This window comes from Bradyrhizobium sp. JR3.5, from assembly GCF_054057015.1.
In genome coordinates this window covers 1,471,729-1,487,255 of record NZ_JBSRYV010000002.1, presented here as the reverse complement: position 1 = coordinate 1,487,255, position 15,527 = coordinate 1,471,729, and the positions used below count along the sequence as shown (strand labels likewise).

Annotated in this window: 10 protein-coding genes and 4 pseudogenes; 2 read left to right on the top strand and 12 right to left on the bottom strand. The window is 65.6% G+C overall.

The features are described from left to right. The first annotated feature begins 210 nt into the window (after nt 1-210). Nucleotides 211-519: a hypothetical protein gene (locus ACVWW1_RS23875; protein ID WP_207832718.1), complete on the top strand. Its 309-nt coding sequence runs from the start codon at nt 211-213 to the stop codon at nt 517-519. 160 nt (nt 520-679) lie between these two features. Here ACVWW1_RS23875 and arfB read toward each other — a convergent pair whose 3' ends face one another. From arfB to ACVWW1_RS23835, 8 genes and pseudogenes are all read right to left on the bottom strand, one after another. Then, nucleotides 680-1,099 (bottom strand): alternative ribosome rescue aminoacyl-tRNA hydrolase ArfB, encoded by a 420-nt coding sequence (arfB, locus tag ACVWW1_RS23870; RefSeq protein WP_456657632.1) that lies wholly within the window; start codon nt 1,097-1,099, stop codon nt 680-682. A gap of 326 nt (nt 1,100-1,425) precedes the next feature. Next, entirely contained in the window at nt 1,426-2,736 is a 1,311-nt protein-coding gene (locus tag ACVWW1_RS23865) for a M16 family metallopeptidase (RefSeq protein ID WP_456660661.1), read from the bottom strand. A 50-nt stretch (nt 2,737-2,786) separates the two neighbouring features. Then, nucleotides 2,787-4,178 (bottom strand): M16 family metallopeptidase, encoded by a 1,392-nt coding sequence (locus tag ACVWW1_RS23860; protein WP_456657631.1) that lies wholly within the window; start codon nt 4,176-4,178, stop codon nt 2,787-2,789. Between the two features lie 149 nt (nt 4,179-4,327). Next, the gene (locus tag ACVWW1_RS23855; RefSeq protein WP_456657630.1) at nt 4,328-5,059 is read right to left on the bottom strand and encodes a hypothetical protein; all 732 of its coding nucleotides are present in this window, start codon (nt 5,057-5,059) and stop codon (nt 4,328-4,330) included. Nucleotides 5,060-5,159: 100 nt separating this feature from the next. Then, nucleotides 5,160-5,658, bottom strand: a pseudogene (gene lspA, locus ACVWW1_RS23850) (signal peptidase II). Between the two features lie 160 nt (nt 5,659-5,818). Then, a complete protein-coding gene (gene ileS, locus ACVWW1_RS23845) occupies nt 5,819-8,833 on the bottom strand; it encodes an isoleucine--tRNA ligase (protein WP_456657629.1) in 3,015 nt (1,004 codons plus the stop codon). A 412-nt stretch (nt 8,834-9,245) separates the two neighbouring features. Further along, a pseudogene (locus ACVWW1_RS23840) lies at nt 9,246-9,774 on the bottom strand (sugar O-acetyltransferase). Between the two features lie 17 nt (nt 9,775-9,791). Beyond that, nucleotides 9,792-10,787, bottom strand: coding sequence for a bifunctional riboflavin kinase/FAD synthetase (locus tag ACVWW1_RS23835; RefSeq protein WP_456657628.1), 996 nt, complete (start codon nt 10,785-10,787; stop codon nt 9,792-9,794). A gap of 214 nt (nt 10,788-11,001) precedes the next feature. Here ACVWW1_RS23835 and ACVWW1_RS23830 point away from each other — a divergent pair, with 214 nt between their 5' ends. Next, nucleotides 11,002-11,397 carry a response regulator gene (locus ACVWW1_RS23830; protein WP_016844467.1) on the top strand — a complete coding sequence of 132 codons (396 nt, stop codon included), beginning with the start codon at nt 11,002-11,004 and terminating at the stop codon, nt 11,395-11,397. 226 nt (nt 11,398-11,623) lie between these two features. Here the strand turns inward: ACVWW1_RS23830 and ACVWW1_RS23825 are convergent. From ACVWW1_RS23825 to ACVWW1_RS23810, 4 genes and pseudogenes are all read right to left on the bottom strand, one after another. Continuing rightward, a pseudogene (locus ACVWW1_RS23825) lies at nt 11,624-12,479 on the bottom strand (TIGR01459 family HAD-type hydrolase). A gap of 15 nt (nt 12,480-12,494) precedes the next feature. Further along, nucleotides 12,495-13,907, bottom strand: a complete 1,413-nt coding sequence (locus tag ACVWW1_RS23820; protein ID WP_456657627.1) for an EAL domain-containing protein — start codon at nt 13,905-13,907, stop codon at nt 12,495-12,497. A 176-nt stretch (nt 13,908-14,083) separates the two neighbouring features. Next, a pseudogene (gene prmB, locus ACVWW1_RS23815) lies at nt 14,084-15,056 on the bottom strand (50S ribosomal protein L3 N(5)-glutamine methyltransferase). Then, nucleotides 15,056-15,523, bottom strand: coding sequence for a molybdenum cofactor biosynthesis protein MoaE (locus tag ACVWW1_RS23810; RefSeq protein WP_456657626.1), 468 nt, complete (start codon nt 15,521-15,523; stop codon nt 15,056-15,058). Before ACVWW1_RS23810 ends, prmB begins: the two are co-directional and overlap by 1 nt. Nucleotides 15,524-15,527 lie beyond the last annotated feature (4 nt).

Below are 15,527 nucleotides of genomic sequence, written 5' to 3'. Positions count from 1 at the left end.
GCGCGGAACCGATCGTTGCCGCATATGCGGACGACAAATCCGCGAAATGGCCGCGAAATCCCTGCACGATCACCACACGACGCCGCTTGCATTGCGCGTGCGCCGTTTGCGGAAAATTCAATCTCGCGCGATGGGGTTCAGGGTCGGCGCTGCAAACGGCGCACACCTGCGCCGCTCCGTCCATCGTCAATCAAAGTCCTGGAGAAATAGATGACGTTTGCAAAGACCAGCGTGCTCGCCCTTGCCATTACGGCCGCGATGGCCGGCCCCGTCCTGGCCCAGGGGGCGGCTGCACCGGGCACCCAGCTTCGCGGCGGCGCACAAGGCAGTGGGACCATGCAGCAGGGTGGCGGCATGTCCGGCAGCGGCGATGAGGAAATGGCGGCGCAGCCGACTTCGCCGACGCAAAAGAGCGGCACCAGCGCCAAGTCGGGCAACAAGGGAACGGTCGGCAGCGGCCACGCGACGACGCCGAAGTCTGGCGGTTCCGAGATGGCGCCTGCAACCAAGAAGTACTGATCCGCGATGATCGGATCCCGGATGCAGCGCCGTGCCTGCGCTGCGTCCGGTGCTCCCCAAAAGCCTTTTCCGTTCCGATTGAATCGGAACGGGGCGCTAGATTCTGGTTTTGACGCGTTTTCTTCACGCGAACCGGGGATCCACTTCGCTCGAAAACGCTCTAATCGTCGAAACGTTGACTGCCGCGGCCGGCCTTGATGTCGCTGCGGCGTTTCTTGCCTTCGAGCCGGCGCTTCTTTGAGCCGAGCGTCGGCCTGGTCGGCCGCCGCGGTGTCGGCCGCACCATCGCTTCCTTCAGCATCTCAAACAGCCGCTCGATCGCGTCCGCGCGATTGCGCTCCTGGGTGCGGAAACGAAAGGCCTGGATCACAATCACGCCGTCCTTGGTCATGCGGCTGCCGGCGAGCCGCGCCAGCCGCTGCCCCGCGTCCGGCGGCAGCGCGATCTTGTTCGTGTCGAAGCGAAGCTGGGCTGCGGTCGAGACCTTGTTGACATTCTGCCCGCCCGGACCGGAGGCACGGACAAAGACGATCTCAATGTCGTTCTCGTCGATCGTAAGGTCGCGGGACAACCGCAGCATGACATCACCCATGGAGGGAAGAATCGGCGGCCGCAGGATAGCGGGTTTGCGCTGGGCGTGCTTGGGCGGTGTTGATGCAGCGCTGGTCGCGACCACGGTCGGAGTGCGTGGCTCACCCCTCTCCCCAACCCTCCCTCGCAAGGGGGGAGGGAGCCCAACCGCCCGCGCGTCCCTTGCGCTATCTCAAGCGTCTCAAACGACTGCTAAGACGCGACGTGAGGTGAGCACGCCTCTTAGGCTCCCTCCCCCCTTGCGGAGGGGAGGGCGGGGAGAGGGGTGGCCACAACGGTGGTGAGTATGACGAAGCGGACGCGCGCGTAACCGCCTCAGTTCGCCTTCGGCGGCGCCGATGCCGGCTGCGCCGCCGCCTGCGGGGCGCGGCCGACGATCACGGTGAGCAGGCCGTTGCCCCACAGCCTCTTGGAGACCCGCTTGACGTCGTCGAGCGTCACCGCATCGACGATGGCGCTGCGCTTCTCGATGTAGTCGATCGGCAGCTTGTCGAGCTGGTATTGCAGCATCGCCTGCGCGAGCTTGGAGGAGGTGTCGAGCGCCAGCATCTGCGAGCCCTTCAGATAGGACTTCGCCTCGTCGAGCTCCTGCTGCGTCGGACCTTCCTCGGCGATGCGGCGGATCTCCGCCTCGATCGCATCGACGGTCTCGCCGGCGCGGTCGGCGCGGGTGCCGGTGTTGCCGATGAACAGCGCGGAGTGATCCATCCAGAGCAGCGCCTCATAGATCGAATAGGCCAGCCCGCGCTTTTCGCGCACTTCCTTGTACAGCCGCGACGACAGCCCGCCGCCGCCGAGAATGTGGTTCACCACATAGGCGGCCATGAAGTCCGGGTCGTGCCTGTTGATGCCGGGGCCGCCGAAGGTGACGACGGTCTGCGGCACGTCGAGCGGGACAAAGGCGCGCTGCGGCGGCTTGGTCGCCACGACGTCGGGAATCGCCGTCAGTTCGGCCTTGGCCGGCAGGCCGCCAAAGGTCTTGTCCAGGAGCTTGCCGAGCGTATCGGGATCGACATCGCCGACCACCGCGATCCGCAGCGTGTCCTTGGCGATGATGCGGCGGACATAGTCCTTCAGATCGGCAATCTCGATGGTCGGCACGCTCTCCAGCGTGCCGGTCGCCGTCCTGCCATAGGGATGGTCGCCGAAGGCGAGCTCGAGGAACTTGCGGCCGGACAGCGAAGACGGATTGGTCGATTCGCGGCGCAGGTTCGAGATCACCTGGGCACGGATACGTTCGACGTCCTTCGGCTCGAACCGCGCCGAGGTCAGCGCCATCCGCAACAGGTCGTAGGCTTCGTCTTTGTTGTCCTTGAGCATGCGCAGCGAGCCGCGGAACTGATCGCGGTTGGACTGGAAGCTGAGCTCGATGGCGCGGCGCTCGAGCCGCTCATGATAGGTCTTGGAATCGAGATCGCCGGAGCCCTCGTCGAGCAGGTCGGCGACCAGATTGCCGACGCCGGGCTTGCCGGGCGGATCCTGGCTGGCGCCGCCGGCGAAGGAATATTCCATCGCGATCAGCGGCACGGTGGCGTCCTGCACGAACCAGGCTTCGATGCCGCCGGGCGACACCAGCCGCTGGATCTTGGCCGCGGCCTGCGAGGGCGCCGAGGTCAGCGTCAGCATCGCGGCGCAGGCGCCGCCGATCAGCGCCGCACGGCGAGTGAGTGAATAGATCACGAGCGCTTCTCCTCGCGTTTCGGCGCAGTATCCTTGATCAGATAGCCGGTCACCGACCGCTTCTTGTCGAGCCAGGTGGCGGCAGCAGTGCGCACCTGCTCGGCGGTCACCGCGCGGATACGATCCGGCCAGCTCCTGATGTCGTCGATGCTGAGGCCGGTGGTCAGCGCGCCGCCATACCAGCGCGCCAGCGTCGCCTGGTTGTCCTGGGCGTAGATCGCCTCGGCGATCAGCTGGGTCTTGACCCGTTCGAGATCCTCGGCGCGTGCGGGGTTCTGCGCAAGATCGGCGATCACCTTGTCGATCGCGTCCTCGATCTGCGCGAACTCGACGCCAGCCTTGGGCGTTACCGAGATCGAGAATTGCGACGGATCGAGCGCGGTGCCCTGGTAGCCGGCGCCGGCCGAGATCGCGAGGCCCTTGTCGATCACCAGCGAGCGATAGAGGTAGGAGTTGGCGCCGCCGCCCATCAATTGCGCGAGCACATCGAGCGCCTGGCTCTCGCCCGCCGCCGCTGTGGTCGCGGACGGCACCAGATAGTAGCGGCGCAGGTTCGGCTGTTCGACGCGGGGATCCGACAGCGTCACGGTGCGCGGCGCGGCCGGTGTCGGCTCCTGCGGCCGGACCCGCTTCTCGGGGATCGCACGTTGCGCCGGGATCGGGCCGAAATTCTTCTCGACCAGCGGGCGGATGTCCTTGACGTCGACATCGCCGGCGATGACCAGGATCGCGTTGTTCGGCGCATAGAAGCGGCGGTAGAAGGCGAGCGCATCCTCGCGGTCGAGCTTCTCGATCTCCTGGTGCCAGCCGATTACCGGCCGGCCATAGGGATGGTTGAGATAGAGCGCAGCCATGATCTGCTCGGTGAGCCGCGCATCCGGGTTGTTGGCAACCCGCATGTTGAACTCCTCGAGCACGACGTCGCGCTCGGGCAGCACATTCTCGTCCTTCAGGATCAGGCCGGTCATGCGATCGGCCTCGAACTCCATCATGGTGGGCAGCTGCTCGCGCGGCACGCGCTGAAAATAGCCGGTGTAGTCGTTGGAGGTGAAGGCGTTCTCGTTGCCGCCGATGCGCAGCACGGTCTGCGAGAACTCGCCGGCGGGATGCTTGGCGGTGCCCTTGAACATCAGGTGCTCGAGGAAATGCGCGAGGCCCGATTTGCCCGGCGTCTCGTCGGCGGAGCCGACCTTGTACCAGATCATCTGCGTCACGACCGGCGTGCGGTGATCCGGGATCACCACGACCTGCAGGCCGTTGTCGAGCGTGAAGCTCGCGGGGCGTTCCGAGGTGACGGTGGTCTGGGCGCGGAGGCTGGTGCCCGACAGCGGGATGGTTGAAACAAAGGCGGCAGCGAACAGGGCAATCGATCGGCGTGAGGGCATCATGGTCCTTATGGAAGCCTGGACAGATGGCCGGGCATGAAAGACGCCATCGTACACGGTGCAGTCCGTGCCAGTCGTCACGAAGCGGAGAGACGGACGTCCCCCCGCATTAAGCTTTGCTCATGTCAGCCTTCGCCCAAACAGGCCAAGCGTCACTGTATCGGTTTTCCGGTCATGACGTCGTACTGGCCCTCGTTCACCTTCGGCTTCATCGGGCCTGTGCCATAGGCAAAGCCTGAAGACGGCGTCTGGTAGCCCGGAGGGGGCTCGGTCAGGGAGTCGCGCGTCGGCTCGCCGGTGAACGGCTTCGACTCGCTGCTGTTCCCCTTGAAGAGGCCGAGCAGGCCGCCGTTGTAACCGAGCTGGCTCGGCATCAGCGACGGATTGGTGTTCGTACCCGGCTCAAGCGGCTCCTTGCGTCCCTCGGTGGCAGTCTGCTGCTTGCGGCCCGCCTCGATCTCGGCCGGCGTCAACGCCACCGCTGATTGCCACGGCTCCTTCTTGACTTCCTTCTTGCGCGCCGCGATCGCAGCCTTGCGCGCCGCGACGTCAGGGTCCTTCGGCCAGTTCGGCGCGTTGACCTGGGCGGCTGTGGCAGGCGGCGGCAGGTCGAGCTTCGGCGGCACCACCAGCGGCGAGCGCTCGCGATAGTCGATGCCCTTGCTGGCGGCGCTCTTGGCGCCGAGCCCGGTCATGAGATTGTCGATGATCCGTTCTTCGAAGGTCAGGCCGTCATCGCCGTCATCGTCATCGTCGCCGGCACGCACCGGGCCTGCCGTCATCACCAGGCCGATCCCGGCCGCAACGAACGCCAGACGCAGGCCGCGCATCAGAGGCAGCCGGGACGTCTCGATCAGGTAACCGCGGACTTTGGTGTTGCGCATCGCGCTATTCCCATCTCAAAATTCGCCAAAGCGATCACTGGCTTAGCGCTCAGTTCCGCTGGGTGCAGGTCGGCCGCCGACCGGCTCGTATCGGCCGGGATCAGGGCGCTTTTACGGCGGGGGTCCCCATGACGGAATCATACAATAGGGCCGCCACGCCAGCAACGATCGCCACATCGGCGAGGTTGAAGATGTACCAATTATAGTTTTTTCCGGCGATCTCGACGTGAAACAAGGGCAAAATCGACCACCGCACCATAGGCGAAGCGGTCGATCCCGTTCCCGATCGCACCGCCGATGATCAGGCCGAGCGATACTGTCGCAAGCCAGGTCCGCGACCGCGCCATCCAGATCGCCAGCGCGATCACGGCAGCGGCCTTGATCACCATCAGCAGGATCTGGGCCGCCGGGGTCTCGCTCTGAAACCAGCCGAAGCTGATGCCGGGATTCCAGGCCAGCACCAGGTCGAAGAACGGCGTCACCGTCACAGGGGCGTGGTGCGCGATGTCGAGGACGTGGAGCAGCCAGAGCTTGGAGGCCTGGTCGGCGATCAGGGTGATGACCGCCGCCAGCACACCGGCGCGAACGGGAGGGGTCATCGGCACCCCATCAAAGGTGTCGTCCCGGCGAAAGCCGGGACCCATACGCCGTGCCGGGTGTTGTTTGAATGACAGGGAGTCATCAACCTCAGTCCATTCTAGACAGCGGTGGTTGGGTCCCTGCTCCCGTGCGCAATTGCGCACCAGGCAGGGACGACGGCTAGGCCGAGACCCCCAGCGCCTTCCATTCGCGCAGCGCTTGGGCGTCGCGCGGCGAGACGTCGGGATAGTCGGGATCCTCGCCGATCGTCGGCAGGATCTTCCACGAGCGCGCGCATTTGGTGCCGACCGCCTTCTCGACCACCACGGCGACACCGGGCACGGCATCGAGGCGGAAGGCTGTGGCCGGCGCCTCGCCCTCGCGCACCTCGTAATTCGAGGTGATGCAGACCTCGGCGAGATCGATGTCGAACAACGTGGCCAGCATCTGTCGGTCAGCGATGTAGATCGCCGGCGAGGCCTCGAGCGACGAGCCGATCCGCTTGGCGGCGCGCTCGAGCTCGAGCGCACCGGTGACGACGCGGCGGACGTTGCGGATCGTCTCCCACTTCGCGGCGAGGGCATCGTCGCGGAACTGCTCGAGACCTTCGGGGAACAGCGTGAGATGCACCGAGGGCTCGGCGTTTGGCCGGTACATCCGCCAGGCTTCGTCGGTGGTGAAGCTCAGGATCGGCGCCAGCCATTTCAGGATCGCGTCGCACAGCAGGTCGATCGTGGTCAGCGCCGCCTTGCGCGCCACCGAGGACGGCGGGTCGCAATACAGCGTGTCCTTGCGGATGTCGAAGTAGAACGCCGACAGCTCGGAGTTCATGAAGGCCGCGAGGCTTGCCACCACGGTCTTGTAGTCGAACGCGGCATAGGCCTTGCGGATGGTCTCGGTGTGGCCGGCCAGTTCGTGCAGCATCAGCCGCTCGAGTTCGGGCATCTCGGCAAAGGCGACCTTCTCGCTCGGCTTGAAATGGTGCAGCGTGCCGAGCATCCAGCGGATCGAGTTGCGCAACTTGCGATAGGTCTCGATGGTGTTTTTCAGGATCTCCGGCCCGATGCGCTGGTCGTCGGCGTAGTCGGTGGCGCAGACCCACAGGCGCAGGATATCCGCGCCGGAATCCTTGATCACCTTCTGCGGCTCGACGGTGTTGCCGAGCGACTTCGACATCTTGCGGCCGTTCTCGTCGAGCGTGAAGCCGTGGGTCAGCACGATGTCGTACGGCGCGCGCCCGCGCGTGCCGGCGCTTTCCAGCAGCGAAGAGTGGAACCAGCCGCGATGCTGGTCGCTTCCTTCCAGATACATCACGGTGTCATTGCCGCCATCGATCTTGCGGACGATGTTGCCGAGCTGCGGGAAGTTCTGGCGGTCTTCCAGCACGAAGGCGTGCGTGGAGCCGGAATCGAACCAGACGTCGCAGATGTCGTCGACCTTCTTCCAGTTCTCCGACGCGCGGCTCCCGAGGAAGCGCTCGCGGGCGCCGTCCATGTACCAGGCGTCGGCGCCTTCCTCCATGAACGCCTCGGTGATGCGCTGGTTGACGACCTCGTCCTGCAGGATCTCGGCCGAGCCGTCGCTGTTCTCGCGCACGAACACGGCGATCGGCACGCCCCAGGCGCGCTGGCGCGAGATCACCCAGTCGGGGCGGTTGGCGATCATGCCGTTGATGCGGTTCTCGCCGGCCGGCGGCACCCATTGCGTGACCGAGATCGCGTGCAGCGCGCGGGCGCGCAGCGTGTCGCCCTTCATCGCATGGCCGTTTTCCGCGATGGGCTTGTCCATCGCGATGAACCATTGCGGCGTGTTGCGGAAGATCACCGGCTTCTTGGAGCGCCAGGAATGCGGATATTGATGCTTGAGGCGGCCGCGCGCCAAGAGCTTGCCGGCCTCGATCAGCGCCTTGATCACCGCCTCGTTGGCATCGCCCTTCTCGCCCTTGTCGGTGAGAACGCGCTTGCCGGTGAAGCCCGGCGCCTGCGCGGTGTAGGCGCCGTTCTCATCGACCGTGTAGGGGATCGCGGTCGGGATGCCGCGCGCATCGAGCTCGCGGGTGTTGGCCGTCCAGACGTCGAAGTCCTCGCGGCCGTGGCTCGGCGCGGTGTGCACGAAGCCGGTGCCGGTGTCGTCGGTGACGTGTTCGCCTGATAGCAGCGGCACGGTGAATTCGTAGCCGCCGCCGAAGCCGCGCAGCGGATGGGCGCATTCCACGGCGTCCAGCGTGTCGCCGGGAATATCGCGGACCTTCTCATAGGACGTGACGCGCGCCTGCTTGAACACTTCCGCGGCGAGCGCATCGGCCAGGATCAGGAGATCGCCGGTCCTCGCCCAATTGTCCGCGGGCGCGTCGGTTACCTTGTAAAGGCCGTAGGCGATCTTCGGCGAGAACGAGATCGCCCGGTTGCCGGGCAGCGTCCACGGTGTGGTGGTCCAGATCACCACCGAGGCATGGGCCAGCGCGCCATGCGCCGGCGAGGTGACCGGGAATTTCACCCACACCATGTCGGAGGTGTAGTCCTCGTATTCGACCTCGGCTTCGGCAAGCGCGGTCTTCTCGACCACGCTCCACATCACCGGCTTGGAGCCGCGGTACAGCGTGCCGTTGGCGGCGAACTTCATCAGCTCGCGGGCGATCTGCGCCTCGGCCGGATAGCTCATCGTCTGATAGGGATGATCCCAGTCGCCGATGATGCCGAGCCGCTTGAACTCCTCGCGCTGCACGTTGATCCAGTGCGTCGCATAGGCGCGGCATTCCCTGCGGAACGCGACCATCGCGACGGAGTCGCGGAAGTCGGGCTTCTGCTTGCCCTTGGAGCGGTAGTTCTCCTCCTCGATCTTCCATTCGATCGGCAGGCCGTGGCAATCCCAGCCCGGCACGTAGTTGGAGTCGAAGCCGAGCATCTGCTGGCTCTTGGTCACGACGTCCTTGAGGATCTTGTTCAGCGCATGGCCGATATGGATGTTGCCGTTGGCGTAGGGCGGACCGTCATGCAGCACGAATTTGGCACGGCCCTCGGCTTCCCGGCGGAGCCTGTCGTAGAGGCCGATGTCGTTCCAGTATTTCAGGATTTCCGGCTCGCGCTGGGGCAGGCCGGCGCGCATCGGGAATTCCGTCTGCGGCAGGTAAAGGGTCTTGGAATAGTCCCTGGCGTCAGTCTTTTGGGCGTCGGTCTTTTGCGGCTTGTCGGACATAAATGCTCTGATTTGGCAGGTGCGGGCGCGGAAACGCGATCAATCGCGGGTGAAACGACGAAGTCCCGGTCTTGCGCCGAGCCTTCAGGCTCAGGCGGAAGCCGGGCCGCTAATCCGTATGATGCGCCGCGAAAACATGGGGTTTCCATAGCAGCCAGCCAAGGAAATCGCAAAGCCCCGGTTGCCTGAGGATCGTTCCGCGGGACCGCCCCTGGAACGGGATGGATCTAGGCTGAGCTGGAGCGGCGGCGGAGGTGCCACCTCTCCCTTGGGAGAGGTCGATTTGCGCAGCAAATCGGGTGAGGGGGTGCGGTCTAGCGAGAGAGCAGAAGCCCTCACCCGGCGCTGCGCGCCGACCTCTCCCCACCGGGGAGAGGTGGACCGAACCCGCTGTCAAACTGATCTAACCCAACTAGGCCGGCCGCGGCCGGGCCGGATTTCCCGCCACGATCGCGCCGGGGGGCGACGTCCCGCGTCACCACGCTGCCGGCCCCGACCAGGGCGCCGTCGCCGATCGCAACGCCGGGCAGGATGATGGCACCGCCGCCAATCCAGACGTCGCTGCCGATCCGGATCGGGCGGCCGAATTCAAGCCCGGCGCGCCGGGTCGCGGCGTCGCGCGGGTGGTCGGCGGTATAGATCTGCACCGCGGGCCCGATCTGGGTGCGATCGCCGATCACGACCTCGACGACGTCGAGGATGACGCAATTGAAGTTGAGGAACACGCCGTCGCCAAGGCTGATATTGCTGCCGTAGTCGCAGAAGAACGGCGGCCGGATCACGGCGTCCTTGCCGACCTTGCGGAAGCGCGCGGAGAGCAGGGCGTGCAACTCGGCTGCGGACGATGCGCCTGATGCGTTGTAGCGCGCCATCCAATGTTCCGCCGCGGTATGGTCGGCGGCGAGCTCGGCATCGGGGCGATAGAGTTCGCCCGCCAGCATTTTCTCTTTCTCTGTCTTCAACCAATCACTCCGAGCTGCGGGAACGCGTCCGGCGCTGCGGCCAATGCCGCGCGCGCCCTGGCGCTGTCGTCATCCATCTGGCGTATCAACGCCTCGATGGTGTCGAATTTCAGCTCTTCGCGAATAAAACTGATGAAGGCGACATCGAGCACCGTGTCGTAGAGATCGCCCTTGAAGTCGAACAGGAACACTTCGAGCAGCGGGGCGCCGTTGTCGAAGGTCGGCCGGCGTCCGAAGCTTGCGACACCGTCGAACCGCACCCTGTCGTTTCCTTTGTCCTTGCTCTGGGCCTTGCCGACCCGCACCGCATAGATGCCGTGCTTCAAGCCGCAATGCTTGTCGAGGCGGATGTTGGCCGTCGGGTAACCGAGGTCGCGGCCGCGCTTCTCGCCATGGATCACCTTGCCGGTCACGAACCAGGGGCCGCCCAGCATCGTGGTGGCATCGTCGACCTGGCCTTCGGCGAGCGCCATGCGGATGGCGCTGGAGGAGACCGGGCGCTCCTCGATGTCGACATGGGCCTGCACATCGACCTCGATGCCGAGCCGTGGCGCTTCGCTGACCAAGAGACTCGGCGAGCCGACCCGGCCCTTGCCGAAATGGAAGTCGTAGCCGACCGCAATCCCGCTGATGCCGAGCCGGCCGATCAGGTCATGGTGAATGAAGTCCTGTGCCGTGGTCCCGGCGCGCGCCTTATCGAAGGTCATGACGACGGCGCCCGCGAGCCCGGTGGCCGCGAGCAGCCGCAGCTTGTTGGTCTCGTCCGTGAGACGGAATTGCGGGGTGTTCGGGCTGAAGAAACTGCGCGGATGCGGTTCGAAGGTCACGGCGAGCGAGGGCACGCCGTGCGACTTGCCCATCGCGAGCGCCGCGCCGATCACGGCGCGGTGACCGAGATGGACGCCGTCGAAATTTCCCATTGCGACCACGGCACCCTTCGGAATGGCGCTTTCGGGCGTGTTGTCGCGGATAACGGTAAAGCCGGTGCTCATGTCAGGGATTCTTCAAGGATTCTTAAGCATGATTGTTGCGGGCCGGACCGTGACGCGGCGGCGGCGTGGAAGTCAAGCATAGCGAAAATCGCGTCAAATCCGTAACAATCCGGATTCAGCCGGTTAACGCGCTGTTTAACGGCTGCTGTTAGTCGTTGGCGGAAAGCTGCGTTCGTGCAGAAGCCAAGTTGCGTTAGTGGTTTTGGGGGGAAAGATGGCGGTTGATTTGTCCATGCCGGTTCTGGTGGTTGATGATTACAGCACCATGATCCGCATCATCCGGAATCTTCTCAAGCAGCTTGGATTCGAGAATATCGACGATGCCTCCGATGGCTCTGCGGCGCTCAACAAGATGCGCGGCAAGAAGTACGGCCTGGTGATTTCCGACTGGAATATGGAGCCGATGACCGGCTACGACCTGCTCAAGGAAGTCCGCGCCGATCCCAATCTCGCGACCACGCCCTTCATCATGATCACGGCGGAATCCAAGACCGAGAACGTGATTGCGGCCAAGAAGGCCGGCGTGAACAACTACATCGTCAAGCCGTTCAACGCGGCGACGCTGAAGACCAAGATCGAGGCGGTCTTCCCGGACATGGCGACCGCGTAGCGCCCGACATCGCATCAACTGAAATTCACGCTATGCCCGGGGTGTCCCGGGCATTTGCGTCTTTGGGGTTGAAAGTGAGGCGAGCGGACGCGCGCGCGATTTCGGAATATTGGAAGAATGCCCCTGAGTTGCCCGACGTGTCAAGGCGACTGGTCGAACACCGCGCGCCGTGGGCTACTTTGCATGGGGTTGTTTTCGATTTTTTGGTAGCGTGCGGAGTTGGCCGTTACCACTTCAGCTCGCGCATCAGCGCGCGGGGCGGATGGCCGAACAATTCCTTCACCGAGGCGGGGTCGAGCTGCTCGATGCCCTCGAACTGCTCGGAATGGATGCCGCGGGTGACGAACAGGAGATCGATGCCGAAGCCGTGGGCGCCGGTGAGGTCGGTGCGCACGGAATCGCCGATCGCGAGCACGCGGCTGAGTTCGGTCGGACGCCCGCGGCGCTCGGCGGCCAGCGCCATGGCGCGCTCGTAGATCGGCCGGTGCGGCTTGCCGTAGAAGACCGCTTCGCCGCCGAGCTCGCGATAGAGTTCGGCAACCGCGCCGGCGCAATAGATCAGCCGGTCGCCGCGCTCGACCACGATGTCCGGATTGGCGCAGACCAGCGTCAGCTTGCGCTCGAGCGCCTTGAGCAGCGTGTCGCGATAATCCTCGGCGGATTCGGTCTCGTCGTCGAACAGTCCGGTGCAGATGATGTAGTCGGCCTGCTCCAGCGGGACCAAGGTGGCGTCGAGGCCGCGATGGATCGAGCTGTCGCGCTCCGGGCCGATCCAGAATATTTTCTGACCGGGATGATCGGCCACGAAGTGGCGGGTCAGGTCGCCCGAGGAGACGATCGCGTCATAGGTCTCGTCGGCGACGCCGAGCTTGCGCAGCTGGCGCTGCACGGAATCGGGCCGGACGCGGCGCGTTGGTGATCAGGATGACGGTGCCGCCCTGCTGGCGGAACGTGTGCAGCGCCTCGCAGGCCTCGGGAAAGGATTCGAGCCCGTTGTGCACGACGCCCCAGATGTCCGACAGCACGACGTCGACGCCGTCCGTGAGGTCGCCCAGCCGCTCCACGAAACGCAGCGATGTCATGATGCGAACCGCCGGTCAGTTGGGCCCGAGCGCGCGGCGCGCCAGCGCGGCGCTGCCGGTTGTGCGCGGTGGCGCTGCGGGGCTGGAGACGGGTGCGGAAGTGCCGGCGCCATTGAGGTCCTGAGGCTTGGTCTGCGGAGCCTCGGCGGTAGCAGATGCCCCTTCCGGCCGCAACGGCCGCGGCGGCGCGAACAGGAAGCCCTGGCCGAACCGGACATCGTAGTCGAGCAGGTCGACCACCGAGCGCTCGCCCTCGATCCGTTCGGCGATCAGGTCGATGCCGTAGCGGCCGAGCAGGTCGGACAGATCGGAGGGATCGATATCGCTGGTCGCGCTCTGCCTGGCGTCGAGCAGCAGCGCGGCCGGCACCTTGATGAAACGGACGCCGCGATCGGCGAGCTCGCGCGGCTCGAGGTGGAGGTCGCTGACGTGGTCGATCGAGAACCGGTAGCCGCGCTGCGACAGCGCCGCGAGATTCTCGCTTTCGACCGGGCCGAGATTGCGGAAGGTGGCCTGCTTGAACTCGAGCACGAAGGATGGGGCCAGCGCGCGGTTGGCCTCGAGGAAGTCGAGACACTGGGTGAAGTGCTGCGGGCTGGACAGCGTCGCCGCCGAGACGTTGCAGAACACGCCGACATCCTTGCTGCGGATCATCAGGCGGCGCAGCACCTGAACGCAGCGAAGCATCACCATGTGGTCGATGCGGCCGATCAGGCCGCCGACCTCGGCCGCCTCAATGAAATCGTCGGCGGCAAGGACCTGGTCGCGCTCGTCGCGCAGCCGCGTCACCGCCTCGTAGTAGCGCACCTTGCGCTGCGGCAGCGTCACCATCGGCTGCAGGTAGATGTCGAGGCGGTTCTCGTCGATGGCGTGCCTGACCGCGGCAATGAGCTGGGTCTGGCTGCGTGAGATCGCCGATGGCGGCGCAGCCGGCGGCGGGGGCGCAAACACGGCGGTCGGAGCCGGCGGGACGGGCTGCAGCAGATCGTCGCGCGGCGAGGCGACCGGCTGTGCCACGGGAGCTGCCGTCAGCAAATCCTCATGATGGGCGACGGACGCCGCAAGCTGCCGCACCAGGCCGCCAAGTTCGTTGATCTCGCCGGCCATGCCCTGGATCCGGTCGGCGCCGGTGGAGTTCGCCGAGGCGACGCGGCCTTCGACCGCGGCCAGCCGGCGGCCGAATTCGGCGACCTGACGGGCGAGGTCGGCGGTGCCGCGCGACAGATCCGCGATCTGGCCGCCGACATCGCTGCGGTCGCGCAACCGCATCGACACGGCGTTGTAGAGGATCAGGCAGGTGAGGGCGGTGAGCGCCACGATCGCCGATTCCGATCCGCTGATGCCCGCCACCGAATACAGGACGAAGCCCAGCGAGGCTGCGACCAGCACCATGCAGATGGCGATGAAGATCGTCGAAATGCGAATCATGTCGCGCGCCCGCGCCCTCTCTCCGAATGTCCCCGGAGCGCAAGCTTAGCACCATTGTTGATTCGACGGGCCTGCGATCTTCGGAACCGGCTGGAACTGCACACGATTTTCGCTTCGTCCTGGTCGGCCTCGAAGTCGGGCTCCGTAATCGACCGGAGCCGACGGCGGCGCGTCCGTCAGAGGTCGGCGGCAGCGATCCAGAACACCTCGCCCTCGGAGTCCTCGGTGTCGAGCCAGAGCAGCGGCAGGTTGGGATAGGCGGCCTCGAGATTGTCGCGGCCGCGGCCGATCTCGCAGAGCAGACCGCCTTGCGGGGTCAGATGCCGCTTGGCCTCATCGAGCAGGCGGCGGACGATATCGAGCCCGTCAGCGCCGCCGTCGAATGCGATCTTCGGCTCGGCGCGGCATTCGCGCGGCAGCGCGGCCATGCCCTCGGCATCGACATAGGGCGGGTTCGAGATGATGAGATCGTAGCGCCGGTCGCCGAGCGGCTTGAACAGGTCGCCGCGATGCAGCGTCAGGCGGTCGTCGAGACCATGGTCGGCGACGTTGCGCGCGGCGACTTCGAGCGCATCCTTTGAGATATCCACCGCGTCGACCGCAGCGTTCGCGAAATGCCGTGCGGCCAGGATCGCAAGGCAGCCGGAGCCGGTGCAGAGGTCGAGCACGCTTTCGACCTGCTCGGGATCGCCGATCAGCGAGGTGCCGTCATCGTCACCGCCGAAATGCGAATCCAGCAATTCGCCGATGAAGGAGCGCGGCACGATGGTGCGCTCGTCGACATAGAACGGCAGGCCGCGCATATAGACCTTGTTGACGAGATAGGCGGCCGGCTTTCGCGTCGCGATCCGCCGCTCGATCAGGTCGAGGATCAGCTTGCCTTCGGCAAATCGTGACGCGCGCGGTCGCGAAGGTCTCGAACTGGTCGGGATGCAAATGCAGCGTCTCGCAGATCAGGAACGCGGCTTCCGCCACCGGATCGGTGGTCCCGTGCGCGAACACGAGCTTGGCCGCATTGAAGCGGCTGACCGCATAGCGCAGGAAATCGAACAGGGTGTGAAGCTCGCCGGCACTGACCTTCGGCGCCTTCTTGGGCGCTTTCGGCGCGGCGGGGCTGCGCCTGGCCGGCACTTTGCTGCGCTTCGCCATCAGGATTTGGTCCAGCGCGCGGCGGCCGCGTCGTCATGGTCCTGCGCCTCGATCCAGCTCGTGCCGCGCGCGCTTTCCTCACGCTTCCAGAACGGTGCGTTGGTCTTGAGATAGTCCATCAGGAACTCGGCTGCCTCGAACGCCGCCTGCCGGTGCGCCGAGGCGGTCACGACCAGCACGATGTTCTCGCCCGGCGCGATGCGGCCGAAGCGGTGGATGATGGTGAGGCCCTGCAACGGCCAGCGCGCCATGGCCTCGTCGGCATGGCGCGCAATCTCGGCCTCCGCCATGCCAGGGTAATGTTCGAGCGTCAGCGCGGCGATCGGCTCGCCCTGTTCGCTGCCGCGGCAGATGCCGCTGAAGCTGACGACCGCGCCGACATCGGTGCGGCCCTTGCTTAGGCCGGCGATCTCCTGCGCGACGTCGAAGTCGGCTTCCTGGATCCGGATGGTCGCTGCGATAGCCATAGGA